Source organism: Sporosarcina pasadenensis (assembly GCF_047228845.1).
In the GTDB taxonomy this organism is placed as follows: domain Bacteria; phylum Bacillota; class Bacilli; order Bacillales_A; family Planococcaceae; genus Sporosarcina.
The window spans coordinates 16,343-38,792 of sequence record NZ_JBFEGM010000019.1; the positions used below are offsets into that span (position 1 = coordinate 16,343).

23 protein-coding genes are annotated in these 22,450 nt (G+C 46.4%); 15 read left to right on the plus strand and 8 right to left on the minus strand.

All coding sequences use genetic code 11. From position 1 onward, the window contains the following. Window positions 1-2: 2 nt before the first annotated feature. Both AB1K89_RS17300 and AB1K89_RS17305 read right to left on the minus strand, forming a co-directional pair. Window positions 3-425, minus strand: coding sequence for a Na(+)/H(+) antiporter subunit B (locus tag AB1K89_RS17300; protein ID WP_413055943.1), 423 nt, complete (start codon window positions 423-425; stop codon window positions 3-5). After that, on the minus strand, window positions 412-2,820 hold the full coding sequence (locus tag AB1K89_RS17305; RefSeq protein WP_413055944.1) for a Na+/H+ antiporter subunit A: 2,409 nt from the start codon (window positions 2,818-2,820) through the stop codon (window positions 412-414). Before AB1K89_RS17305 ends, AB1K89_RS17300 begins: the two co-directional genes overlap by 14 nt. A gap of 281 nt (window positions 2,821-3,101) precedes the next feature. Between AB1K89_RS17305 and AB1K89_RS17310 the strand changes: the two genes are divergently transcribed. Beyond that, window positions 3,102-3,776 carry an adenine nucleotide alpha hydrolase family protein gene (locus tag AB1K89_RS17310; RefSeq protein WP_252504564.1) on the plus strand — a complete coding sequence of 225 codons (675 nt, stop codon included), beginning with the start codon at window positions 3,102-3,104 and terminating at the stop codon, window positions 3,774-3,776. 74 nt (window positions 3,777-3,850) lie between these two features. On the opposite strand, the gene murB is transcribed toward AB1K89_RS17310, so the two are convergent. Then, window positions 3,851-4,762 (minus strand): UDP-N-acetylmuramate dehydrogenase, encoded by a 912-nt coding sequence (murB, locus tag AB1K89_RS17315; protein ID WP_413055945.1) that lies wholly within the window; start codon window positions 4,760-4,762, stop codon window positions 3,851-3,853. 306 nt (window positions 4,763-5,068) lie between these two features. On the opposite strand from murB, the gene AB1K89_RS17320 reads away from it, so the two are divergent. After that, window positions 5,069-5,596, plus strand: coding sequence for a YceI family protein (locus AB1K89_RS17320; RefSeq protein ID WP_413055946.1), 528 nt, complete (start codon window positions 5,069-5,071; stop codon window positions 5,594-5,596). Between the two features lie 182 nt (window positions 5,597-5,778). Here AB1K89_RS17320 and AB1K89_RS17325 read toward each other — a convergent pair whose 3' ends face one another. Next, entirely contained in the window at window positions 5,779-6,822 is a 1,044-nt protein-coding gene (locus AB1K89_RS17325; protein WP_413055947.1) for a DmpA family aminopeptidase, read from the minus strand. A gap of 177 nt (window positions 6,823-6,999) precedes the next feature. Between AB1K89_RS17325 and AB1K89_RS17330 the strand changes: the two genes are divergently transcribed. Genes AB1K89_RS17330 through AB1K89_RS17340 form a run of 3 tightly spaced genes read left to right on the plus strand, consistent with a single transcriptional unit; the run spans window position 7,000 to window position 10,595 of the window. Continuing rightward, a complete protein-coding gene (locus AB1K89_RS17330; RefSeq protein WP_252504558.1) occupies window positions 7,000-7,371 on the plus strand; it encodes an ArsR/SmtB family transcription factor in 372 nt (123 codons plus the stop codon). Further along, complete coding sequence (locus AB1K89_RS17335) at window positions 7,352-9,460, plus strand: heavy metal translocating P-type ATPase (protein WP_413055948.1); 2,109 nt, start codon at window positions 7,352-7,354, stop codon at window positions 9,458-9,460. Before AB1K89_RS17330 ends, AB1K89_RS17335 begins: the two co-directional genes overlap by 20 nt. A gap of 28 nt (window positions 9,461-9,488) precedes the next feature. Continuing rightward, window positions 9,489-10,595 carry a GNAT family N-acetyltransferase gene (locus tag AB1K89_RS17340; protein ID WP_413055949.1) on the plus strand — a complete coding sequence of 369 codons (1,107 nt, stop codon included), beginning with the start codon at window positions 9,489-9,491 and terminating at the stop codon, window positions 10,593-10,595. A gap of 30 nt (window positions 10,596-10,625) precedes the next feature. Here AB1K89_RS17340 and AB1K89_RS17345 read toward each other — a convergent pair whose 3' ends face one another. Next, the gene (locus AB1K89_RS17345; protein WP_153009923.1) at window positions 10,626-10,781 is read right to left on the minus strand and encodes a lmo0937 family membrane protein; all 156 of its coding nucleotides are present in this window, start codon (window positions 10,779-10,781) and stop codon (window positions 10,626-10,628) included. A gap of 120 nt (window positions 10,782-10,901) precedes the next feature. Here AB1K89_RS17345 and mntR point away from each other — a divergent pair, with 120 nt between their 5' ends. The 5 genes from mntR (at window position 10,902) to AB1K89_RS17370 (ending at window position 14,286) form a co-directional block, all read left to right on the plus strand. Beyond that, complete coding sequence (mntR, locus tag AB1K89_RS17350; RefSeq protein ID WP_413055950.1) at window positions 10,902-11,312, plus strand: transcriptional regulator MntR; 411 nt, start codon at window positions 10,902-10,904, stop codon at window positions 11,310-11,312. A gap of 19 nt (window positions 11,313-11,331) precedes the next feature. Next, window positions 11,332-12,192 carry a CvfB family protein gene (locus tag AB1K89_RS17355; RefSeq protein WP_413055951.1) on the plus strand — a complete coding sequence of 287 codons (861 nt, stop codon included), beginning with the start codon at window positions 11,332-11,334 and terminating at the stop codon, window positions 12,190-12,192. Between the two features lie 58 nt (window positions 12,193-12,250). Continuing rightward, complete coding sequence (locus tag AB1K89_RS17360) at window positions 12,251-13,138, plus strand: DUF1002 domain-containing protein (RefSeq protein WP_413055952.1); 888 nt, start codon at window positions 12,251-12,253, stop codon at window positions 13,136-13,138. Window positions 13,139-13,183: 45 nt separating this feature from the next. Then, the gene (locus AB1K89_RS17365) at window positions 13,184-13,465 is read left to right on the plus strand and encodes a GNAT family N-acetyltransferase (protein ID WP_252504551.1); all 282 of its coding nucleotides are present in this window, start codon (window positions 13,184-13,186) and stop codon (window positions 13,463-13,465) included. Between the two features lie 347 nt (window positions 13,466-13,812). After that, window positions 13,813-14,286, plus strand: coding sequence for a DUF4064 domain-containing protein (locus AB1K89_RS17370; protein ID WP_413055953.1), 474 nt, complete (start codon window positions 13,813-13,815; stop codon window positions 14,284-14,286). Window positions 14,287-14,328: 42 nt separating this feature from the next. Here the strand turns inward: AB1K89_RS17370 and AB1K89_RS17375 are convergent, their stop codons facing one another. After that, on the minus strand, window positions 14,329-14,829 hold the full coding sequence (locus tag AB1K89_RS17375) for a GNAT family N-acetyltransferase (protein WP_413055954.1): 501 nt from the start codon (window positions 14,827-14,829) through the stop codon (window positions 14,329-14,331). Window positions 14,830-15,117: 288 nt separating this feature from the next. On the opposite strand from AB1K89_RS17375, the gene AB1K89_RS17380 reads away from it, so the two are divergent. From AB1K89_RS17380 to AB1K89_RS17390, 3 genes are all read left to right on the plus strand, one after another. Continuing rightward, entirely contained in the window at window positions 15,118-15,462 is a 345-nt protein-coding gene (locus AB1K89_RS17380) for a hypothetical protein (RefSeq protein WP_413055955.1), read from the plus strand. A 139-nt stretch (window positions 15,463-15,601) separates the two neighbouring features. Continuing rightward, window positions 15,602-16,393, plus strand: a complete 792-nt coding sequence (gene yidC, locus AB1K89_RS17385; protein ID WP_413055956.1) for a membrane protein insertase YidC — start codon at window positions 15,602-15,604, stop codon at window positions 16,391-16,393. A 56-nt stretch (window positions 16,394-16,449) separates the two neighbouring features. Continuing rightward, the gene (locus AB1K89_RS17390) at window positions 16,450-16,695 is read left to right on the plus strand and encodes a hypothetical protein (RefSeq protein WP_413055957.1); all 246 of its coding nucleotides are present in this window, start codon (window positions 16,450-16,452) and stop codon (window positions 16,693-16,695) included. A gap of 197 nt (window positions 16,696-16,892) precedes the next feature. Here AB1K89_RS17390 and AB1K89_RS17395 read toward each other — a convergent pair whose 3' ends face one another. Continuing rightward, a complete protein-coding gene (locus AB1K89_RS17395; RefSeq protein ID WP_413055958.1) occupies window positions 16,893-18,047 on the minus strand; it encodes an MFS transporter in 1,155 nt (384 codons plus the stop codon). A 148-nt stretch (window positions 18,048-18,195) separates the two neighbouring features. On the opposite strand from AB1K89_RS17395, the gene AB1K89_RS17400 reads away from it, so the two are divergent. Then, the gene (locus tag AB1K89_RS17400; protein WP_413055959.1) at window positions 18,196-19,167 is read left to right on the plus strand and encodes a M15 family metallopeptidase; all 972 of its coding nucleotides are present in this window, start codon (window positions 18,196-18,198) and stop codon (window positions 19,165-19,167) included. Between the two features lie 55 nt (window positions 19,168-19,222). Here AB1K89_RS17400 and cls read toward each other — a convergent pair whose 3' ends face one another. Further along, window positions 19,223-20,674, minus strand: a complete 1,452-nt coding sequence (cls, locus tag AB1K89_RS17405) for a cardiolipin synthase (protein ID WP_413055960.1) — start codon at window positions 20,672-20,674, stop codon at window positions 19,223-19,225. A gap of 276 nt (window positions 20,675-20,950) precedes the next feature. On the opposite strand from cls, the gene AB1K89_RS17410 reads away from it, so the two are divergent. Continuing rightward, window positions 20,951-22,279 (plus strand): L-cystine transporter, encoded by a 1,329-nt coding sequence (locus AB1K89_RS17410; RefSeq protein ID WP_413055961.1) that lies wholly within the window; start codon window positions 20,951-20,953, stop codon window positions 22,277-22,279. Window positions 22,280-22,450 lie beyond the last annotated feature (171 nt).

Genomic DNA, 22,450 nt, shown 5'->3' on the forward strand with positions numbered 1-22,450 from the left:
TGCTACACATCCTCACTAATGGTTGAAATAATCGTTACGACAACACCGACAACCGTCAATGCAACCCCCGCTTCGAAGATGATGACTGTCGACAGTTCGGTCTCTCCGAAAACAGGCAAGTTGAAATGTCCGGCTCCCTGTGTAAGGAAGTCATTGCCGAACAGGACGGAACCTATGCCCGTACCGACGGCAAGCAATGCTCCTAGTGCCGCCACCTTCTTAAAATCAAACGGAATGCCTTTATGCACCGTTTCAATATCATGAACTAAATAAAGCAGTACGAATGCGGAGGAGAGGACAAGACCGCCGATAAAACCGCCACCGGGATTGTTATGCCCCGACAGAAACAGCTCCACGCCGAACGTCAAGATGATGAATACGACGATTTTCGTCACTGTTTGCAAAATGACATCATTGATCTTCAAAATCCTGTCCCTCCTTTCGCGTTTTCAATTTAATAAGCGTGAACACACCGATTCCCGCGATGAAAAGTACAACGACTTCAAGCATCGTATCGAATGCACGGAAATCTCCTAATATCGTATTGACAATATTTTTACCTCCGGCAAGGCGGTATGCATCTTCAAAGTAAACCGAAATGGATTCAAACATTTTATTCCCTTGCACTGTAAGGGCGAGAACTGTCACGATTGTCCCGACCGAGACGGCAATCAGTCCATTCAACACTTTCGTCCCCCGTGCTGAACGCTCTTTCTTCCAATCCGGCAAGAAGTAGAAGCAAAGTAGGAACAGGGCAGTTGTCACCGTTTCAACAACTGCTTGGGTCAATGCCAAATCCGGTGCGCGGAAGATGACAAAGAAAAAAGCGATTGAATAGCCGAGAACGCCATTTAAAATGATCGCTGTCATACGGGATTTTGCGAATAGCATTGAAATTCCCGCCCCAGCCATTGCAAGTACGATCAGGTACTCATTTGTCGTGATTGGTCCGTCATTCGAAAAGTCGAACGAATAGGAACCGGTATACAATATGGCTCCTCCGACCACCACGATAAAGAAAGAGAATATATAGACGAGATAGTCCTTCAAATACCCTTTCATATAAAGGCGGGTAAAGAAATGAGATCCTTTTTCCAGCAATATGAGAGTAGCATTGAAGGCTGCATCCAAATTCCAATTCAAAGGGGCGATTGTATAAATGCCCCTCCAATAATGAAAGAGTCTGTATAGAATGATTCCAAGAACAACAACACCTATCGTCATCCACAATGCTGGATTGAAGCCGTGCCAGGCAGAGATATGCGGCGTCAGTCCTTTAACGTCTTCCAATGAAGGGTAGACTGCAGCCATAGCTGGACGCAACAAATAGTTTCCGATTATATTCGGGAAAAAGAAGATCCCAACGACGAGTATTGCCAGAATGGAAGGGGCAATGAGCATTCCGAAAGGAGCTTCCCTTGAAGGCTTCTCGATTCTATCGGGTTGGAATTCTCCGAAGAACGTTTGGAATACGATAATCATGCTGTAAACGAATGTGAGGACGCTCGCAAGCCACGCGACAATGAGGAACAGTGTCCCCATGGTGCTCACTTCAAAAAGATCAAGGTTACGTGCATTCACTAATGACTCAAAAAACATTTCCTTGCTTAGGAACCCATTAAAAGGAGGCAAGCCGGCCATTGAGAAGCTACCGATCAAAGCGATGCTGAAGGTGACCGGCATGAAAGCCATAAGCCCGCCCAATCTGCGGACATCCCGTGTCCCGAGTTCATGGTCGACAATGCCGACAACCATGAAGAGGGCACCTTTAAAGGTGGAGTGGTTAATAAGATGGAATAATGCCGCAAAAGTAGCTTGGGTATAGATGATCGTATTCGCGCTATGCCCCTCATTGAGTGCGGCCGATCCAAGACCGAAGAGGCTCATGACCAATCCGAGCTGACTAATTGTCGAATAAGCGAGCAATGCCTTCAGGTCGGTCTGTTTCACTGCGTTAAACGATCCCCAGAACAAAGTGAAAATCCCGACACTGCTTACGACATAGAACCAGATCATCTCACTGCCGAAAATCGGAGTGAAACGTGCAACCAAATAGATGCCCGCCTTGACCATCGTCGCGGAGTGCAAATAAGCACTGACCGGTGTAGGTGCTTCCATCGCATCTGGCAACCAAATATGAAACGGAAATTGTGCAGATTTCGTAAATGCCCCTACTAATACGAGCAACATGGCAGATAAGAAAAGAGGCTCGTCCGTATATTGCCCAATCGTGACCACTATCTCACGTACACTATACGAGCCTGTCATAGTATGTAGCATGATGAAGCCGGCAAGCATCGCAATTCCGCCCGATACTGTTATGAGCATGGACTTTTGCGCACCATACCTCGATTTCTTCCGGTGATACCAGAAGGCGATCAGAAGGAAGGAAGAAATGCTCGTCAATTCCCAAAAGACGTACAGCACCATCAGATTGTCGGAAAAAACGACTCCGAGCATGGCGCCCATGAACAGTAAAAGGTAAACGTAGAAGCGCCCCAATGACTCCCGTTCTGATAAATAATAGATGGAATACAGGATGACCAAACTGCCGACACCTGTAATGAGAAGGCCGAATATTAAACTGAGGCCATCAAGATAAGTTGTAAAATGGATCCCAGCAGAATCAATCCACCGGAAAGTATGTGTATACGTTTCGCCTTTTGCAATAGAAGGGATGAAGCTTGCTAGCGTTGCGAATAACATGAATGGAACAAGCAAGACAAACCAGCCGATTTTTCGGCTTTGTATCCTTTTATATAGAAAGGGAACGAAGATGGCAGCTAAAAAGGGGATGAATATAGATAATGTAATCGTCAAACAGCTAACCTCCTGTAAGGATTTCAACTTCTTATGTAAATTTTTTCATAACTATGGGGGATGGGCTTGACTCGCGACAGAACTGGGGACATAATAGGTAGCTACAGATACCAATGGAAAAGTTCATAAATAGAATTATACACTAAACGGATTTCCATCGCACTTTGAGACATTTACATCTTGTCAGCCAATCATCTTTTATGTATAATATTGTGGTTTTCAATTGTAAATATAAGTTGCGTTGCAGTGAACGAAAATAATTGTAAGAGGTGACTACGGTCATGGGCAAAGTAAAAGGTCGTATGGACGAAAGCATACTTGTTTGTGTCTACTACGGTCCAAATGGCGAACGTCTCATTAGACGTGGACATAAAATGGCATCCATCATCGATTGTCCACTATATATACTAACGATTGACCCATTGCCATATGATGAATTTGACGCTGAAAAATCCGAGTATATCGAGAGATGGCAAGAGCTTGCCAAAGAGCTCGATGTAGAAGATTTCATCATTATGGATAATGAAAAACGGCCGGTTGCAAAGGTGATCAAAGAAGTAGCTCACAAACACAATATTACGCAGATCATTATCGGTCAAACTGCCCAAAGCAGATGGGAAGAGATCACAAAAGGCTCGTTCATGAACGTGTTGTTGCGTGAAATAACATTTGTTGATTTCCATGTCGTCTCCGTTGATCGTGCGATTAAAGATGAAATAGAAGGCATGTTCGAAAAAGGTGTGCGGGCTTATTTAGTCGAAGAAGGTGACGGCTTCCGAATTAGCTTCACCCTTTCAAAAGAGGCACGTTTCGAAGGCATTTTCTTTAAGGAAATCGGAACGGATTTCAATAACGGGATTTTCAAATTCATGAACAATCATAAAATGTGTCAAGTGCAGATTACGGACGACAGAGTGACCGAAGCGACAGAATTCATCTGCAGAACGGATCAATAATAGACTAAACTTAAATATAAGCGGATGGCCGGTTTATGGTCATCCGCTTTTTGTTTGTAATCAAATAAATAAAATCATTCTTCTCCGACGATCTTCACTTCCAACTCCAAGTCGACGTCGAATCGCTTTTTCACTTCCGCCTTCACCATATTGATTGTTTCAATATAGTCGGATGCGGTCGCTCCGTTTTTATTAATGATGAAACCCGCATGCTTCGTCGACACTTCCGCGCCACCATGGCCTTTTCCTTGCAGGCCGCAATCTTGGATCAATTTCCCCGCAAAATAGCCTGGCGGACGTTTAAATACACTGCCTGCCGAAGGGTATTCCAAAGGCTGCTTGGATTCTCGCTGGAACGTCAAGTCCGCTACTTTTGCGTCGATTGCTTCCTTGTCTCCCTCCGCCAATTCGAAATCAGCGGACAAGACATAATATCCTTCAGATGCTATGATGCTTTTCCGATAGCCAAGCTCCAATTCGTCCTTCGATAGAACGAGGCGTTCACCCGTCTTTGTCAATACAGTGCATTGCACAATAATATCTTTGATTTCCCCGCCGTAGGCACCCGCATTCATAGCCATCGCGCCGCCGATGGAGCCGGGGATTCCGCAAGCGAATTCAAGGCCTGTCAACGATTCTGCAGCCGCCCGCCTTGAAACATCGATAATGAGCGCTCCTGCTTCTGCATGAACTTTGTTGCCGTCCACCCGGATTTTATCCAATTTCGACAGATGGAGGACGATTCCACGCACTCCGCCATCCCTCACGACCATATTCGATCCGTTTCCTAATAATAATAGCGGAATTTCATTTTCATATGCATACCGTACCGTCGCTTCCGTTTCCTCGATTGTCCCAGGAATGACTAGTATATCTGCTAATCCGCCAAGTTTTGTCATCGTATATTTGCTTAATGGTTCATCTATCCGTAGTATACCTACTTTAATAATCCCGCGTAGTTCCTCTAACCACTGATGCTTAGACATCAACATCCAGTCCCTTCAATTCTAATGCGCTGAAAACCTTCTATTCGTTTTGAAGAAAACGAAGGCTTCACTTTTATAAGTATGCTGGCTATCCACCGATTTGACAAGAAATAATAACCGAGGAATGGTGAATAGAAATTTAAGGGATAAGTATCTTGACTTCGAGACATAATCGGGTTATCATATTGAATATATCTTGGAATGAAGATATTTTTCGCATAGCGAGAATATCTCTCTATGAATCTGGGTATAGGAATAGGGTAATGAAAACGGGTAAAACAAAAAATGGAGAGGGTGGATGTGGAAATGACGACATGGAAAGTGGACGCGTCGCATACGAGTGTTGGTTTTTCAGTAAAGCATATGATGGTTTCAAAAGTTAAAGGAAGTTTTGCAGGAGTGGAAGGGACAATCGAGGGGAATCCTGAAGATTTGACAGGTGCGACAATCAATTTCACAATCGATGCAAACTCAATTAATACAAATAGCGAGGATCGCGACAATCACCTTCGTTCAGGAGATTTCTTCGATACGGAAAAATTCCCGCAACTGACATTCGTTTCGACTGACATCGTGAAAAAAGGCGATGATGAGTACGATGTGACAGGGGATTTGACAATTAAGGACGTAACGAAGAAAGTTACATTTAAAGCTGAATTCGAAGGCACAGGAACTAATCCATGGGGTGTTCAAGTCGCTGCATTCGAAGTGGAAGGGAAAGTCTCCCGTAAAGAGTTCGGTCTTACATGGAACCAAGCACTTGAAGCAGGCGGCGTACTTGTAGGCGACGACATCAAGATTTCAATCGACCTACAAGCAAACCCGGCTCAATAATTAATAGATAACGGCATGCATGAAAGGAAACTTCATGCGTGCCGTTTTTTTATTGAAGTGAACTGAAAGCGGAAGCGTCCAAAGTGAAGGCCGGTGCGTCCAAAGAGCCGCCGTCCACGTCCAAAGTGAAGCCCCACGCGTCCAAAGAGCCGCCATCCGCGCCCAAAAGCTATCCTATTAGCTCACTCCTCAACAAACGGCCATCGTTCCACCGTTCGTCCATGTCTTCCGGTTGTCGTCTGTGCGTGGATCAACGATTGATAAACCGCTTCTTCCGTCGCCTCGATAACCGCCTTGAAAAGGTCGTTCATCACCTTGGCATCGTCACGCAATAAAGTATAGCTCACTGTATCTCCGCCTATGCTCAAATGCGGAATCGTGTAAGCGTTCGAGAAGGCAATGATGATGTCACCGCTTCCGTTATGGATATGGGACCCGGTACGTCCGAGGCCGATAGAAGCGCGTCTTGCTAGCCTCTTCAACTGTCTGCTATCCAACGGCGCATCCGTTGCGACTATGATCATGATGGAGCCGTCCGGTTTTTCGCTTTGCATTTCCTGCGACGGCTTCAACTTGTCGGTGGCAGTTTCCATATGAATTTCATTTCGCCCCAGCCATTCATCAATCAAACATTCTTCCTCATTGCCGAAATTCGTCAAGGTCAGTACGCCGACTGTAAATGAATCCTCGCCATGGTGCACGATTCTTGAGGACGAACCAATTCCACCTTTCCTGCCGAAGCAGATCATCCCTTTCCCTGCGCCGACGTCACCTTGTGTGAGTTCGCCTCCGCTCGCCTTGCGAATCGCCTTTATGGCGTGTTCCGGACGGACTTTCATCTCCCGCATTGCATTCAAATAACTGTCATTGCATTCGCCGACTACGACGTTCAATGAACTGGTGGAATCCCCGATTGCCGCGTTCTCCTCGAGCATATGCTGCAGCGTTCCCTCGAGCACCGCCCCGACGCTGAATGTATTTGTAAGCATGATGGGGGACTCGATGACACCGAGTTCCTCCACTTGAATTAGCCCAGCCGATTTGCCGAAGCCGTTCAATACGAAACTAGCTGCCGGCACTTTCTGTTCGAAACTGTTTCCGCCATGGGGCAAAATGGCCGTAACCCCTGTGCAGGCGCTTTCTGGGCCGGGATCCTCCTTCAATGTCACATGGCCGACCGCCACTCCGGGCACGTCCGTAATGGCATTCCATTTTCCTTTTTGCATGTTCACACCCCGTTTTTTAAATTAACAATCGTCATGACTAACTTCCATACGAGGGCAAATAACCCTTTATTTTGAGAAAAAAATTCATTCAAATATATGTTTGAATATCCTTGCATTCAGGAAAGAGTAAACATATACTGTACTATAATCAAACGAACATTTGAATGAGGTGCCGACATGAAATTGAAAGATACATGTGAAGTGACGATTGTCCACGAGAATATAGTCGAGAAAGTTCAAAAGGGGCTGCCGGATGTCGGCGGCATGGTGCAAATATTTAAGGCACTTGCAGACGAAACGAGATTGAAGATCGCCTATTCGCTCACGTTGGAAGAGCAGATGTGCGTCTGCGATGTAGCGGCGGTCATCGGCTCATCGAATGCGACGGCTTCCCATCATCTTCGCTATTTGCGTGAACATAGCCTTGCGAAATCGGAACGTAAAGGGAAAATGGTCTATTACTCTCTTGCGGACGGGCATGTATACGATCTTGTAAAGATTGCCCACGATCACGCAGCTGAAAGGGAGGATGATCCGGATGGCCGATAAGACAGAATACAGACTCGAGAATCTTACTTGCGCAAACTGTGCGATGAAATTCGAAAACAATGTGAAGAGCATTCCTTCCGTGACGGAAGCTACCGTCAACTTCGGCGCATCGAAGCTTTCTTTCACAGGTGAAGCGACGATGGGGGAGCTTCAGGCGGCAGGTGCCTTTGATGGGATTCAAGTCGTACCTTTGACGAAAAGGGACCCTGAACCGAAAATCCCGTTTTTCCGGAGAAAGGAAAATATAATTACGATTCTCTCCCTCGTCTTCGTCATTGCGGGAATGGTTTTCGCCTATCGGGACGTCGCGCATCCAGCTGTAGCGACGGGCCTGTTCGCAGTCGCCATCCTGATCGGCGGGACGGGAATGTTCATTACAGGAATTAAAAACCTTGTACGGCTCGACTTCGACATGAAGACGTTGATGACGATTGCAATTATCGGAGCGGCAATTATCGGTGAATGGCAGGAAGCGGCGGTCGTCGTCTTTTTATTCGCGGTGAGTGAAGCGCTAGAAGCCTACTCCATGAATAAAGCGCGACAATCGATCCGCCAGCTTATGGATATCGCCCCAGCATCCGCGCTTGTTAAACGGGATGGGGGCATCATGGAACTGCCGACGGAAGACATACAAGTCGGCGACATCCTCCTCGTGAAGCCGGGGCAGAAAATTGCGATGGACGGCATCGTTCGGAGCGGGAAATCGACTGTCAATCAGGCGGCGATCACGGGGGAATCAGTGCCTGTTTTGAAACAGGTGGATGACGAAGTATTTGCGGGAACGTTGAATGAAGAAGGTGCGCTCGAAGTGACTGTGACGAAACTCGTCGGGGATACGACGATCGCTAAAATCATCCATCTCGTCGAGGATGCCCAAGCGGAGAAAGCACCTTCTCAAAAATTCGTCGATCGGTTTGCGAAATATTACACACCAATCATTATCGGCATCGCGGTACTCGTCGCTATCGTCCCGCCTCTTCTCGGTGGGGATTGGCATACATGGATTTACCAAGGACTTGCGGTTCTTGTTGTCGGCTGTCCTTGCGCCCTTGTCGTATCTACACCTGTCGCTATCGTAACGGCAATCGGGAATGCCGCCCGCCAAGGCGTCCTCATTAAAGGCGGCGTCTACCTTGAGGAGATGGGCCGTATTCACGCAGTCGCATTTGACAAGACGGGCACTTTGACGAAAGGGTATCCCGAAGTGACGGATTTTATTGCGGAAGGCGGGGAGAAACATTCCATCCTACAAGCGGTCGCCGCTGTTGAATCGATGTCCCAGCATCCGTTGGCGCGTGCGATAGTCGACTATGCTGAAATTCAAGGCGGACGCTCAGCGGAAATTCGGAACTTCCAGTCTGTCACCGGGAAAGGGGCTTTCGGGGAAGTGGATGGCATCCTTGTTCACGTCGGGAGTATGAAGTGGGCGTCCGAGCTGACAGAGCTGCCCGAGGAAATGAAAGAGCGTGCCGAAGAGCTGCAACTGGCCGGAAAATCCGTCATGGCGGTCCTCTTCGATCATTCATTCAAAGCACTGATCGCGGTTACGGATCCGTTGCGTGCGGAAAGTGCTGACGTGCTGCGTCAATTGAAAGGGGTCGGCATCCGGCATACAGTTATGCTGACGGGGGACGATGAGCGGACAGCCGAGGCAATTGCGAAACAGGCCGGCGTGACGGACGTTCGTGCGGGACTCATGCCGGAAGACAAATTGACTGCTGTGAAAGGATTGATCGGTCAATATGGCCGGGTTGCGATGGTCGGTGACGGCATTAATGACGCGCCGGCGCTTGCCGCCTCTTCGATTGGAATCGCCATGGGAGGAGCAGGGACAGATGCCGCTCTCGAAACGGCGGATATCGCCTTGATGGCGGACGATCTCCAGCAATTGCCGTATACGATGAAATTAAGCCGAAAAACGTTGCAGATTATTAAAGAAAATATTATGTTTGCAGTAGGCTTAAAAATTGTAGCGCTGCTGTTGATCATCCCAGGATGGTTGACATTATGGATTGCAATTTTTGCAGATATGGGTGCAACGTTGCTCGTCGTGTTGAATTCATTGAGATTGATGCGGATCCATAAGTAAAGAACGCAGCCCGAACGGGGGGATTGGAATGAAATTACGGGAATGGACGATGGAGGAACAGGAACAGCTCATTCATTTTTTGACGACGAATACATGGCCGTTCCATGGAAATGCGCATCCGGAACGCGAACTGATTGAAAAGACGATCGAAGACGGCGGATATGAATCGGATGAAGTGAAAACGTTCTGGGTGCAAAACGAGGAAGATGAAATCGTAGGAATTGTGAAGATCCATGATTTGCAGGATGAAATTCCGTTGTTCGATTTACGGATTGCGGATCGTTATAGAGGACTCGGGTACGGACCGAAGGCGCTTCGCCTCATTACGGAGTTCGTCTTCGGCATGCCAGAAGAGAAAATCCGTTTGGAAGGCCATACGCGCCAAGATAATTTGGCGATGCGAAAGACGTTCGAGCGCGCCGGGTTTGTAAAGGAAGCCCATTTGCGGAAAGCATGGTTTTCCCCGAAAGAGAATTCGTATTATGACGCTGTTACGTACGGGATGACTCGGGAAGACTTCCTTGCGGGAACGACGACGCCTGTCATGTGGGAAGATGCAGGTATTGGAGAGAAACCGAAAAAACGCATTCCGAATTTCCCGACTGAATTTGAATCCGAGAGGCTCATTATCCGCATGCCTGAAGTGGAAGACGCACTTGACGTCTGGAATGCGATCCGCAATTCGCTGTCTGCCTTAAAGGATTGGATGCCATTTGCACAAAAGGCACCTGAGCTGCATGTGACAGAAGATAATCTGCGCCAGGCAATTGCAGATTTCATTACACGGAAAGATTTGCGGCTTCATATGTTTTCTAAGGAAACGGGCGAGTTCGTTGGATCGACCGGACTTCACCGTATTGATTGGACAGTTCCGAAGTTCGAAATCGGGTATTGGCTAGATACGAAATTCGAAGGGCGAGGGCTTATGACCGAAGCGGTTGAGCGATTAACTCGTTTTGCATTCGAGGAACTGAACGCCCGAAGAGTGGAAATAAGATGTGATGAGGAAAATGTGAGAAGCCGTTCTGTCGCTGAACGGGCAGGGTTTGAGCTTGAAGGGACATTGAAATGCGATTCCCTATCAGTGGATGGCAAGCATTTGCGAAATACGTGCATTTATGCAAAAGTAAAATAAGAAAGGGTGCCTAGGATAGGCACCCTTTCTTTAAACTGATCGCCTACCGGTTAACAACTGGATGACGAATATGATTCCTGCGATGACTAATAGTAGGTGGATCAGTCCGCCTCCAACCTTCATTACAAATCCAAGCAGCCAGAAGGCGATTAATGCTACGATAATAATCCAAAGTATTTTACCCATTTTTTTCACTCCTTCGAAGTGGTATAGTGAATTTACCCGTAATTAATAAAGTGTAAACTGCTTTTCATGTATGATTTATCATTGATTGGGCAGGGAATGTACATACTGGAGGTGGAACGATTGGCAACACCAAGTATGGAGGATTATATTGAACAAATATATTTACAGCTCGAGGCGAGAGGAGAGGCTCGCGTTTCTGATGTAGCAGAAGCACTTTCGGTATTGCCTTCATCTGTCACGAAGATGGCACAGCGTCTTGACCGTGAAGGCTATGTCGTCTACGAGCGCTATAGAGGACTTGAGCTGACAGAAAAAGGATTGACATTCGGAAAGAAGCTTGTCAGAAGACATGATCTTCTTGAACAGTTTCTCCGGATTATCGGTGTTGAAGAGAAGAACATATACAATGACGTTGAAGGAATCGAGCACCATTTAAGCTGGAATGCGATGGACCGGATTACGGACCTCGTAGAAGCGATGAAAGAGGATGAAGGGTTCGTGCAACGACTGAAGGAACGACAAAGCTTCTAAATGGAAGAGGAGATATGAAATGACAGAACATAAACCGGGTTTTACCGCCCAGCTGACCGTAATTGGCCAGGAAGGATCTAGATGGGTGCTGGATGGCGGAGACGAGCAGGAGATTATGATCAATGCCTCAGAATTCGAATCGCCGATCGAAGAGGGCGATGTCGTCGAAGTCTTCCTGTATATGAACAGGCGCGGCGAATTGACAGCGACGTCCAATATTCCGAAAATGACATGCGAGTCGTTCGGCTGGGGGCGTGTCATTCGGATTGACGAAAAGGAAGGCGCTTATGTGGACATCGGTTCGTCTTTTGAAGTGCTCGTGAATAAAGCGGACTTGCCACGTGTGAAAGCGCTATGGCCGAAGACGGATGACGAGTTGTTCATGACATTGCGCACCGATCTTGGCGGCAATATTTTCGGACGCCTCGCGACTGAGGAGAGAGTGCTGGAATTGATTGCAGATGCACCGGAAACGACTTTCAATAAAAACTTGAAAGCAAGAGCATACCGTCTATTGCCGGTAGGATCATTCTTCTTAAGCATTCCGGAAACGTACAGGATATTCGTCCACAATACAGAGCGGGAGCATGAGCCGCGCTTGGGAGAGGAAGTGGATATCCGGATCATCGACGTGCGCGATGACGGTACGTTGAACGGTTCTTTGCTCCCTAGGAAAGAGGAGCGCCTCGGCGATGATGCGGAAACTGTTTACCGCTACTTGTCGGATGTAGGCGGCAAGATGCCGTTCTCGGACAAATCGACTCCCGATGAAATAAGCGAGATGTTCGGCATGAGCAAGGGTGCATTCAAACGGGCGCTCGGCAAGTTGATGAAGGAAGGGAAAATTACGCAAAGTGAAGGTTGGACAACCTTAAAATGAGAACTGGAACCTTTTTCAATGCACTTCGTACTACTTCTTAGTACAGGAGGGAAAGCTTATGAAGAAACTGTTGATGGTGGCGAGCGCGTTACTACTCATTGCCTTTAGCTTGCTGCCGACGAATGCGAAAGCCGATGCGGCTATTGATGAAAAACTGGGTGTGCCCATTGTTGTGCTAGGGGCGAACTTGACCGACGCGGAGAAGGAAAGCGTTAAAAAGAGCTTGAAAGTCGAAGAGAGTACGGAAGTCGACGAAATTACGGTCGATGGAACTGATCTTGTGAAATATATTAAAGACGGCAACAGCCAGGCGAGAATGTATTCATCCGCCAAAATTACGAGGCAGGACGAAGGGAAAGGCCTTGTCATTAACATCGTCACGCCTGATAATATTACACAAGTGACGAACGAGATGTATGCGACGGCCATGATGACAGCTGGCATCGAGGACGCGATCGTCGAAGTGGCGGCGCCGAAGCCGGTGACGGGGCATTCTGCATTGGTAGGGATTTATAAGGCGTATGAAGTGTCCGGGGAAACGCTTGATACCGAGCGGACGGATGTCGCGAATGACGAGTTGAATTTGGCGACGAAGTTTGCGAAGGATTCCGGCATCGACCAGGACAAAGTGGCGGAGCTTCTGACGGAAATTAAGAAAGCGATCGCCGATAACAAGCCAGCGACGAAAGAAGAAGTCGAGACAATTGTCAATGAACAGTTGAAGAAGCTGAATATCGAGTTGAGCGAAGCAGACCGTCAATTGCTAATTGACTTGATGGATCGGATCCGGAACTTGGACATCGATTTCAATAAACTGTCCGAGCAATTATCCGATATGGCTACAACGATAAAAGAGAAGTTCGGTGAAATCGACCCGGGTTTTTGGGATAAAGTGAAACAGTTCTTTGCAGATCTTTTTGAATCGATCCAGTCATGGTTCAAGTGATACAAACGTGCAATATGATAGAATATTGTAAAAGGAGAGGATCACATGGAATTTGAATTAGTCGAGCTTGGCGGAGACGCATTTGCGTTCCGGCACGAAAAAGACGGAAAGATGCTAGCTGAAATCACGTGGACGCTTCTCGCCGATGTCATGGTAATGGATCATACGTATGTTTCGGAAGACTTGCGAGGACAAGGTGTGGCAAAGCAATTGCTCGACCGCGCTGCGGAATATGCCCGCGAAAAAGGATATAAGATGGAAGCTGTATGTTCGTACGTAGTCACTGCGTTTAATCGTTATAAAGAATATGATGATGTGAAAGCATAAACAAAAACGCAAAAAAGGCAATCCTTCATTTGATCAAAGGATTGCCTTTTATTTATGCTGAAAATGAATTAAAGCCCCCATGCCATTGTGACGAAATATACGATGCCAGTAAGTACGGATGCGCCTGCGACTGTGTAAAGCATGTCCGTCGAGGTGAAGATAAGATTTTTCCCCATATTTCATGCTCTCCTTCCACTTCTTAATGTGTTCCTTCATAGAAATCTAGTACCCGCAAATGATAATTCCAAAACTTCCCTTGTAAAAAGAAGTTGAGATATGAAACTTATTGTTTTATCTCTCGTATACTTGTTATGATAGAAAAAATGTAAGAGGAAAGGGTGCTTTATTTGAATCGCACAGCAGAAAAGGCGTTATCCATCATTGCGGCGGTATTGACTGCAATTGGAGTAGTATTCGGGTTTCTAGTTATGGCAGTAGTAAACCTGATTAAAAATGATCCGTCTTTCAAACAGGATTTTGAAGCGGATATGATGGCTGATCCATCGCTGACACAGGCGGATATAGATGCTATTTTAACTTTATTTAATATAATGGGCGGATTCTTCTGGCTGCTTATCATCGGGCTAATCATCAGCCTCGTTTTGAATATTATTGGTATCGTTAATATATGGAAAAACAAGAATGCCAAACTTGCAGGAATTATGTTCATCATCGCTGGCGTTTTAGGAGGAATTCTCTCGTTGTCTTCCATCCTGCTCTACGTCGCAGCAATTCTTTGCTTTACGAAAAAGCCGACATTACAGGATGATCTTCAATACGCGGATCGATCGTATGACAGCGATGGAATGAGACCGTTGTAAAACAAAAAGACGCTTTCCCATAATGGGAAAGCGTCTTTTACCTTAATAGGCAAGCACTGGTTCATGGATATAGTAGACGTACTGTGCGGTTTCGACAGGGTAGCCTTCGAAGTATTCCTTAAATACCTCCACCAATTCGAATCCTTGTCTTTCATAAAATGCCCGTCCAGCCGTATTTCGGCTATCTACATAAACGAAGAGCTGTTTGGCGTTGCCGAGCATGCTGATCGTATAATCGAAAAGTCTTTTGCCGTATCCTGAGTGCTGATAGGAAGGTAGAATATACATGGCTGTCAATTCGGAGTCGCCATCTTCATCTTCCCTCGTGAAATTGAGAAAGCCAATCGGGGTTCCTTGTTCACATTCAGCGACAAGCACATGAGTCTTCTCCATCCGTTTCATCATCATCGCATCGGAATAGGATCGAGCGATAAATTCTTTTTGAATGTTTTCAGGAATTAGTCCCTCGTATGTATCATTCCACGTGGTGTGGGCAATGTGCTGTATATAGCCAATATCTTTGGCAGTCATCGGTCTGATCATGACGAATCACCTCCGCAATCCTTTTTGCTATCATAACAAAAAATGGGACAAGAAACTATGATTGTCATCATATTGAAATATTAAAAATTAAATTATCTAAAAAGATAGTCGAATCCATGGAAATCAACTGAATAATTTGAAATGACGCGGGCGATATGAGATGCTACAAGTAATGAAAACGATTCAATTGATGCTATTGCATCTGGCTGAATGGAGTTTTCAAAATCGGGATAAGGGTATACTGCAAGTATAATACGATTTTTTATATTAATTGGAGGATTGATAAGTATGGCACGAAAACGCGGAAATGGATTGCTTCTAGCTACGTTGGCTGCAGGTGCATACGCATATTTCAGCAAAAAAGAAAACCGTGACAAGGCGATGGTTGCGGTGAATAATATGAAAACGAAAGTCGACTCCTTTATAGAATCGCAAAAATTGAACCGTTCTGATGACACAAAAGCCGGTCATTCGGATCCATATGACTTGCAGGATAATAAAATGGTAAGTGAAGGCGCGCAAACAAGCGTCCATTACTACAACCAAGAAGTGGAAGACAAGTCCAAGGAGTCAGAAGTGGACGGTCTCTACAGTAAGAAAGTCGACGCGAGCCAAGCCCCTCAAAATCAATAATCAAATCGCTTCCGTTATGGAGGCGTTTTTTTTTATGTCCGTCTTCCGATAAATACAAGTAAATAAAGAACATTGATTGTAATTGCACTGTGAATTGATGTATACTTTTCAGTAGTTTGAAATAGTGAAGGTGAATTTATTGAAAAAGAAAATTGGTTTATTCACGATATTGATCACCGCCGCAGTTGTCTTAAGTGGTTGTTCCGGAGTCCAGAACAAAGAAGGCACATTCTATAATATTTTCGTTAAACCGATGGAATGGCTGCTTCATTATCTTGGTGAAACGTTCAACGGAAGTTATGGTTTGGCGATCATCGTCATTACGGTTGCCATCCGCTTAGTGCTCATGCCGCTTATGTTGAAAAACTATAAGGCACAGCAAGAAATGAAAATTAAAATGGACGCACTCCGTCCGGAAATGGAAGATATCCAAAAGCGCTTGAAAGAAGCGAAAGAAAAGGAAGATAAGGAAGAGCAAATGAAGCTTCAACAGGAAATGATGGGCTTGTATTCCAAGCACGGCGTCAATCCGTTGAACATGGGCTGTCTTCCATTGATCATCCAGATGCCGATTATCATGGGCCTTTATTTCGCCATCCTTTACGCTCCGCCGGAAGTGAAGGAGCACCAATTCCTCTGGTTTAATTTGGGCGAGCCGGATAAGATTATGATGCTTGTTGCGGGTGCAGTTTATTTCGTCCAAGCACGTGTATCGTTATGGACGATGCCTGAGCAGCAGAAGCAACAGATGAAAATGTTCATCTATATGTCGCCGATCATGATTATGTTCATCTCATTCACAGTGATGGCGGCGCTACCGCTCTATTGGGCGGTCGGTGGGCTATTGCTCATCTTCCAAACGTATTTGGGCCGGAAGTTTTATTATAAAGAAGTGCAACCGGTCGCTGAGACGGAGAAAAAGAAAGATTGACAAAGGCATATGGGAGGCTGGAGAGCAATCTCCGGCCTTTTTTGGAGGGAATTAACGTGACTCAGAAGAAAGCATCCGTCATCGGCATCGTTTTGTTAGGAGTCGTGACATTATTTTTTGTCGTCAGAGGGAAGTTGGATCTTGCCATTTTGACGATGATGGCGCTTTTCACCTTGACGAACGCCTCGAGGGCAAAATCGTTCAAGGAGCAAGGGTTTGACAAGGAGTCCAGATGGATGCGCTATTTATCCATCCTGTTCGCGCTTTCATTTGTCGTTGTGCTATTGCTTATTGTATTTTAATATTTATTATTTATGGAGAGCTTCGTTGATTGTAGCGAAAGGCGGCGACTCCTGCGGGAAAAGCGAGACAGCTGAGACCCCGGAGGGAGCGTAGCGACTGAGGAGGCTTAGCCTCGCCCGCGGAAAGCGTCCGCCTGTAGTGAAAATCAACAGTTATAATAAAAAATGTTCCCCGCGGGCGGAGAACATGGTAGATATTAATAAGCCAACCTTTTGCGGGTGGCGAGTACGATAAAGATGGCGGGGATGGAGCAGACAGTCATTCCTAAAAATGCGGTTCCCGGTGAAATTTCATATAGGAATCCTGCCGGAAACGTCAAGATGGCAGTGCTTAAGCTCATGGCGAATGCGGCGTAAAACCCTTGGGCCGCAGCAATCTGTGAATTTGGAAGCTTTTTCGAAATATATTGGATGAACGCATAATGGGCGATACCAAACGATGCGGCATGCAAAAGCTGTGTCGCGATGAAAACGAATGCTGTTGGAAATAAGAAGACGAGTACCCACCGCACCGTCGATCCGACTGCGGCAATGAGGAACATCGTCGATATCCGCATGTCGGTCAAGAAGCGATCCGCTTTTGCGAAGAATAGGATTTCGAACAAAACCGCGATATTCAAGATGATTCCGATGTAGAATCCGTTGACATCCAAGTCATCGAGGAACAGAAAGCCGTAATTGTAGTAAGAAGCATGGGCGCCTTGCAAAAGAATTGCAAGCACCATGATGACTGTAAAGCCTTTTGTCGCAAACAACGTCTTCAACCCGGTCTTCCGATTGCGAGGATCCTTCCTATCAGGGATGCTCTGTAAGACGGCAGGTGCGGGACGGGAGTAGAATAGGGCAGCAATTGCAAGTCCTATAATCATCATATATAAGATAGCTTGTTCATTCCAAATCGCCGTTGCGGCACCGACGAGCAAGAGCGCAACTGTATACCCAATCGAGCCGAATGAGCGACTTTTGCCATAATGGATATGCTCCTTCTGCATAAGGACGGACGCACCGCTTTCGACAGCTGGCAAGATGATCGGATAAACGGCGCTGAACAGTACTGTAATGATGAACAACGCAATGAATGGTGCCTCGGGGATGTAGAGGACGGCTAGGAGCAACGACAACACCGTCATCCATTTCATGACGCGGACATACGACGTCCTTTCCGTTAAATAAGGGAAGACGAGGAAAGTGGAAAATGACCGGACAATCATTCCTGCGCCCATGACGATGCTTGCGTCCTTCACGGACAAGCCCTTTTCAATCGTCAACCAACCTGTCCAGTAGGGAAGAAAGACACCCCACGTAAAGAAGAATGTTAAAAAGCTTATTGAAAGCCATCGTTGATTATTCATAAGTAATCCTCGCAATCATTCATTTACACAATATACATATTTGAAAGTAAATGATAGCATACACGGACTTGAAAGAACATCGTCATATGGCGATTTGAACATATTTATAAATGAGAGATACCTAGAGTAGAAGGAAGGCCAACATACGATGAAGCGGAAACAGAAGTATAAGAGCAGGAAGAAATCCAACAAAGCTTTGACGATCACGTTACTATTGACGAGTTTGATCATGACAGCAATTGTTGTGTGGATCGGCATGAACGACTGGGACATAACGAAGACATTAAGACAAGCAGGCATCGGTGAAACGCAAGCGCCACCTGTGGAAGAGCAGGAAGTGGAGCCGGATGACGTGGACGAATTGGATATGACAGAGGTGGAGCCTGAAGAGCCTGAAGAGGAAACACCTCCTGTTGAAGAGAAACCTGTTGAAGAAGAGCCGCCTGCGGAAGTGAAAAAGCCGGAAACGAAGGAGCCGGAGAAAAGTGTAGAACCAGCAAAACCGGAACCGAAACAAGAGGAAAAGCCGAAAGTGACGAATAAACCGCAGTCAAGCCCGAACAAAAGCGGCTATATCGAAGGCCAGAAGCTGCCGGATAAACCAACAATCATTAACGGAATCCTCATTGCGAATAAAAAATATCCTTTGCCAAGCACGTACGCTCCAGGTGAAAGCAAAGTAGCGAGGGAAGCATTCGAGGAGATGGCTGCGGAGGCAACATTTTCTGGCATCAATTTAACTGCCTTCAGCACATACCGTTCCTATGAATACCAAGCGTCGCTCTACGACCGATACGTCAAAAAGGATGGCGTGGAAAAGGCAGACCGGTACAGCGCACGTCCGGGCTATTCCGAACACCAAACAGGGCTCGCGTTCGATATCGGAGAAGTGAACTATGAAAAATACTGGGCCTCTTTTAAATTTGGAGATACGGAGGCTGGGAAGTGGGTAGCGGCAAACGCGTACCGTTATGGCTTCATCCTCCGATACCCGGAAGGCAAGGAACATATTACGGGCTACAGGCATGAATCGTGGCATTTCCGTTATGTTGGAAAAGAAATTGCCGAAGAAATTTTCAAACGCAACATCACACTAGAAGAATATCTCGGGTTGAAATGAAAAAAATCCTCCTCCATCTTGAAATACGAGATGGGGGAGGATTTTAATTTATCCGTCATAATATTGGTGACAACAATCTTGAAACCGATTCTTTGATTTTGATCCACCGGGTCCGGTTCAAATACATTTCGTACGTCAGCTCCGTCGATAATTGCATATCCTGCTCGAATAGTTCAGCGAGCTCGTGGGACTTCTCGCGGTCGTAAATGAATGCATTGATTTCAAAGTTGAGTTTGAAGCTGCGGACGTCGATGTTCGCCGTTCCTACGGTGGACAACTCATCATCGACGACAATCTGCTTCGAATGGATGAAGCCATTTTCATAAATGTACACTTTCGCACCGGCCCTCAACAGCTTTCCTACATTCGAATATGTCGCCCAATATACAAACATATGGTCCGGCTTATTCGGAATCATGATGCGGACGTCCACTCCTGATAAGCATGCGATGCGTAAAGCGTCAAGGAAGCTGACGTCCGGAATGAAGTACGGCGTCTGGATGTAAATATAATCCTTCGCCAAAAAAATCATCTTCAAATAGCCGTCTTTAATCTGTTCCCATTCGGCATCCGGACCGCTTGAGACGATTTGCAGGCCGACCGTCCCTTTCCGTGGGATGGCAGGGAAGTACCGTTCGGCATATTCGATGTCTTCCATCTCGGTTGCTTGGTTCCAGTCGAGGATGAATCTTGTTTGAAGCGGATGTAGCGCGCTACCTTCGATGCGTAGATGCGTGTCGCGCCAATAGCCGAATTTCTTATCCAATCCCAAGTACTCGTCTCCGACATTAAAACCCCCGACATAGCCGACGCGTCCGTCAATGACAACGATCTTCCGGTGGTTCCGGTAGTTGAGGCGGGGGTTGATGAGAGGCAGGATGGCCGGGAAGAACGCTGCGACTTCTCCGCCGCAATCGATTAATTCCTTTAAATGCTTCACTCGAAGTCCCCGTGAGCCGATATCATCGAATAGGACGCGCACTTTCACGCCTTGCTTTGCCTTCTTGATGAGTACATCCAGGATACGGGTGCCTAATGAGTCCAGCCGCAAAATATAATATTGAAAATGGATATGGTCTTTGGCGTTTTCCAGATCTTTCAGCAAGGCGTCGAATTTCGCGACGCCGTCATTAAAAACTTGAACGTCATTGTCTTGTGTCAAAACGGCGTGGTTATTGCGAAGGTGAAGGTAGATCTTATCTTTGTAATGTGCGGTATCATCCAGTCTGAAGTCGAATGTCCCTTGCTCGATCGCTTCCATTTGGTAATCAAGTAACGTCTCGATACCAATCCGGTTTTTCCCTTCCCACCTGAATAGGTGCTTTCTCCGTAATTTCCTTCCGAATAATAAATAGATGATAAAACCGAATAAAGGTACGAAGAATAGGACAAGAATCCATGCCCACGTTGCTGTTGGGTCCCTTCTTTCAAGGAAAATCAGCGCAATCGCAAGGAAAATGTTCAATATGAAAGTAGATGTTAACGTAACCGTGATTAAACTGGCCATATAAGCCCTCCTTAAGTGACTGCTCACTAGTAGTATACCAAAACCAACCGAAAAAGAAGGGAATATCATCCACAAGTGGGGACTCCTGTAGTTGAACTTCGCTTTCAGTAAAAGAAATTAATGAAGATAGTTAATCCTACTTGACTGATATGATTTAAGGGTATATAGTCTTTTTATAGTTTTTTATTTATTCCTGGAGGGGGAAAAGAAGTGGATACTGTTTTACTATTTGTAAATATAGCAGCGTTGTTACTTTTAATAGGACTTCTATATAGTATGCATCGGAAAAATGTTTCGTTTTCCAAAAGGGTTTTCACTGGTCTTGGACTTGGGATCCTGTTTGGTTTTATCTTGAATGTCGCTTATGGAGCAGACTCGGAAGTGCTGGCGAAATCGGTTAGTTGGTTTAATATTATCGGAACAGGCTACGTCAAGCTTCTACAAATGATCGTTGTTCCTCTTGTGTTCATATCGATTCTCGGCGCGTTCACGAAAGTGACGATCGGGAAGAACTTCGGCAAGATGGCTGGGATCATTTTAGGAATTCTTGTCGGTACGACTGCTATTGCTGCAGCTATCGGTATTTCTGCGTCATTGCTGTTCAACTTGGACGCTTCTGAAATTGTCCAAGGCGAGGCGGAAGCTGCACGTGGTGTTTCCATCGAAGAACGTTCTGCAGATATGTCAGGCAAAGCATTGCCGGATCAAATTCTTGAACTATTGCCTGCGAACCCGTTTCTTGACTTTACGGGAGCGCGCCCTACATCGACGATCGGCGTTGTCATTTTCGCGGCGTTTCTTGGATTTGCCTATTTGGCACTTACGAGACGGGATGAAGAGAACGCCAACTTGGTGAAAAAGGGAATTGATGCCCTTTATTCATTGATCATGGGTGTCGTACGTATCGTGTTGCGTTTAACGCCTTACGGAATCTTGGCGATCATCGCAAGAACTGTTGCAACATCAGACTTTGCGGCGATCTTCAGCTTAGGGAAATTTGTCCTTGCTTCGTACGTTGCATTGCTCGTCATGTACCTTATCCATTTGATTATCATTACAATTTCCGGATTGAATCCGGTAACGTACGTGAAGAAGACGGCGGAAGCTTTGCTGTTCGCTTTCTCGTCAAGATCGAGTGCGGGTACTTTACCACTTAACATCAAAACACAAACCGATCGGCTCGGAGTTCCTGACGGGATTGCAAACTTTGCAGGTTCATTCGGATTGTCGATTGGGCAGAATGGCTGTGCCGGCGTGTATCCAGCGATGCTCGCTGTCATGATTGCACCTACTGTCGGTCAAAATCCATTGGAGCCGACATTCCTGCTAACGTTGATTGCAATTGTGGCAATTAGTTCGTTCGGGGTTGCCGGAGTCGGCGGGGGAGCTACGTTCGCGGCGATTCTAGTCCTCTCGGCTTTGAATCTCCCGGTCGCATTGGCAGGTTTGCTGATTTCGGTTGAACCGCTGATCGATATGGGCCGTACAGCATTGAACGTAAGTGGTTCTATGACCGCGGGCGTGACAACTGCACGTATTAACGGTGAGTTGGATAAGGATGTCTATAATGGTTCAATGGAGCATCAGTCGATTGATGCTACGTGATTGAATAAATGCCGAGGAAGCAAATTCGCTTCCTCGGCATTTTTTATTTACCATGGCCGGCGTCACAAAGCGAGCCGTTCCGCGCCCGAAGCGGGAGGTTCCGCGCCCAAAGCGAGAGGTTCCGCGCCCAAAGCGAGAGGTTCCGCGCCCAAAGCGAGAGGTTCCGCGCCC

Coding starts and splice junctions, on each gene's coding strand:
- AB1K89_RS17310 (WP_252504564.1), top strand. CDS start 3,102: ATGGGCAAAGTAAAAGGTCGTATGGACGAAAGCATACTTGTTTGTGTC.
- murB (WP_413055945.1), bottom strand. CDS start 4,762: ATGTCTAAGCATCAGTGGTTAGAGGAACTACGCGGGATTATTAAAGTA.
- AB1K89_RS17320 (WP_413055946.1), top strand. CDS start 5,069: ATGACGACATGGAAAGTGGACGCGTCGCATACGAGTGTTGGTTTTTCA.
- AB1K89_RS17325 (WP_413055947.1), bottom strand. CDS start 6,822: ATGCAAAAAGGAAAATGGAATGCCATTACGGACGTGCCCGGAGTGGCG.
- AB1K89_RS17330 (WP_252504558.1), top strand. CDS start 7,000: ATGAAATTGAAAGATACATGTGAAGTGACGATTGTCCACGAGAATATA.
- AB1K89_RS17335 (WP_413055948.1), top strand. CDS start 7,352: ATGATCCGGATGGCCGATAAGACAGAATACAGACTCGAGAATCTTACT.
- AB1K89_RS17340 (WP_413055949.1), top strand. CDS start 9,489: ATGAAATTACGGGAATGGACGATGGAGGAACAGGAACAGCTCATTCAT.
- AB1K89_RS17345 (WP_153009923.1), bottom strand. CDS start 10,781: ATGGGTAAAATACTTTGGATTATTATCGTAGCATTAATCGCCTTCTGG.
- AB1K89_RS17355 (WP_413055951.1), top strand. CDS start 11,332: ATGACAGAACATAAACCGGGTTTTACCGCCCAGCTGACCGTAATTGGC.
- AB1K89_RS17360 (WP_413055952.1), top strand. CDS start 12,251: ATGAAGAAACTGTTGATGGTGGCGAGCGCGTTACTACTCATTGCCTTT.
- AB1K89_RS17365 (WP_252504551.1), top strand. CDS start 13,184: ATGGAATTTGAATTAGTCGAGCTTGGCGGAGACGCATTTGCGTTCCGG.
- AB1K89_RS17375 (WP_413055954.1), bottom strand. CDS start 14,829: ATGATCAGACCGATGACTGCCAAAGATATTGGCTATATACAGCACATT.
- AB1K89_RS17380 (WP_413055955.1), top strand. CDS start 15,118: ATGGCACGAAAACGCGGAAATGGATTGCTTCTAGCTACGTTGGCTGCA.
- AB1K89_RS17395 (WP_413055958.1), bottom strand. CDS start 18,047: ATGAATAATCAACGATGGCTTTCAATAAGCTTTTTAACATTCTTCTTT.
- AB1K89_RS17400 (WP_413055959.1), top strand. CDS start 18,196: ATGAAGCGGAAACAGAAGTATAAGAGCAGGAAGAAATCCAACAAAGCT.
- cls (WP_413055960.1), bottom strand. CDS start 20,674: ATGGCCAGTTTAATCACGGTTACGTTAACATCTACTTTCATATTGAAC.
- AB1K89_RS17410 (WP_413055961.1), top strand. CDS start 20,951: ATGCATCGGAAAAATGTTTCGTTTTCCAAAAGGGTTTTCACTGGTCTT.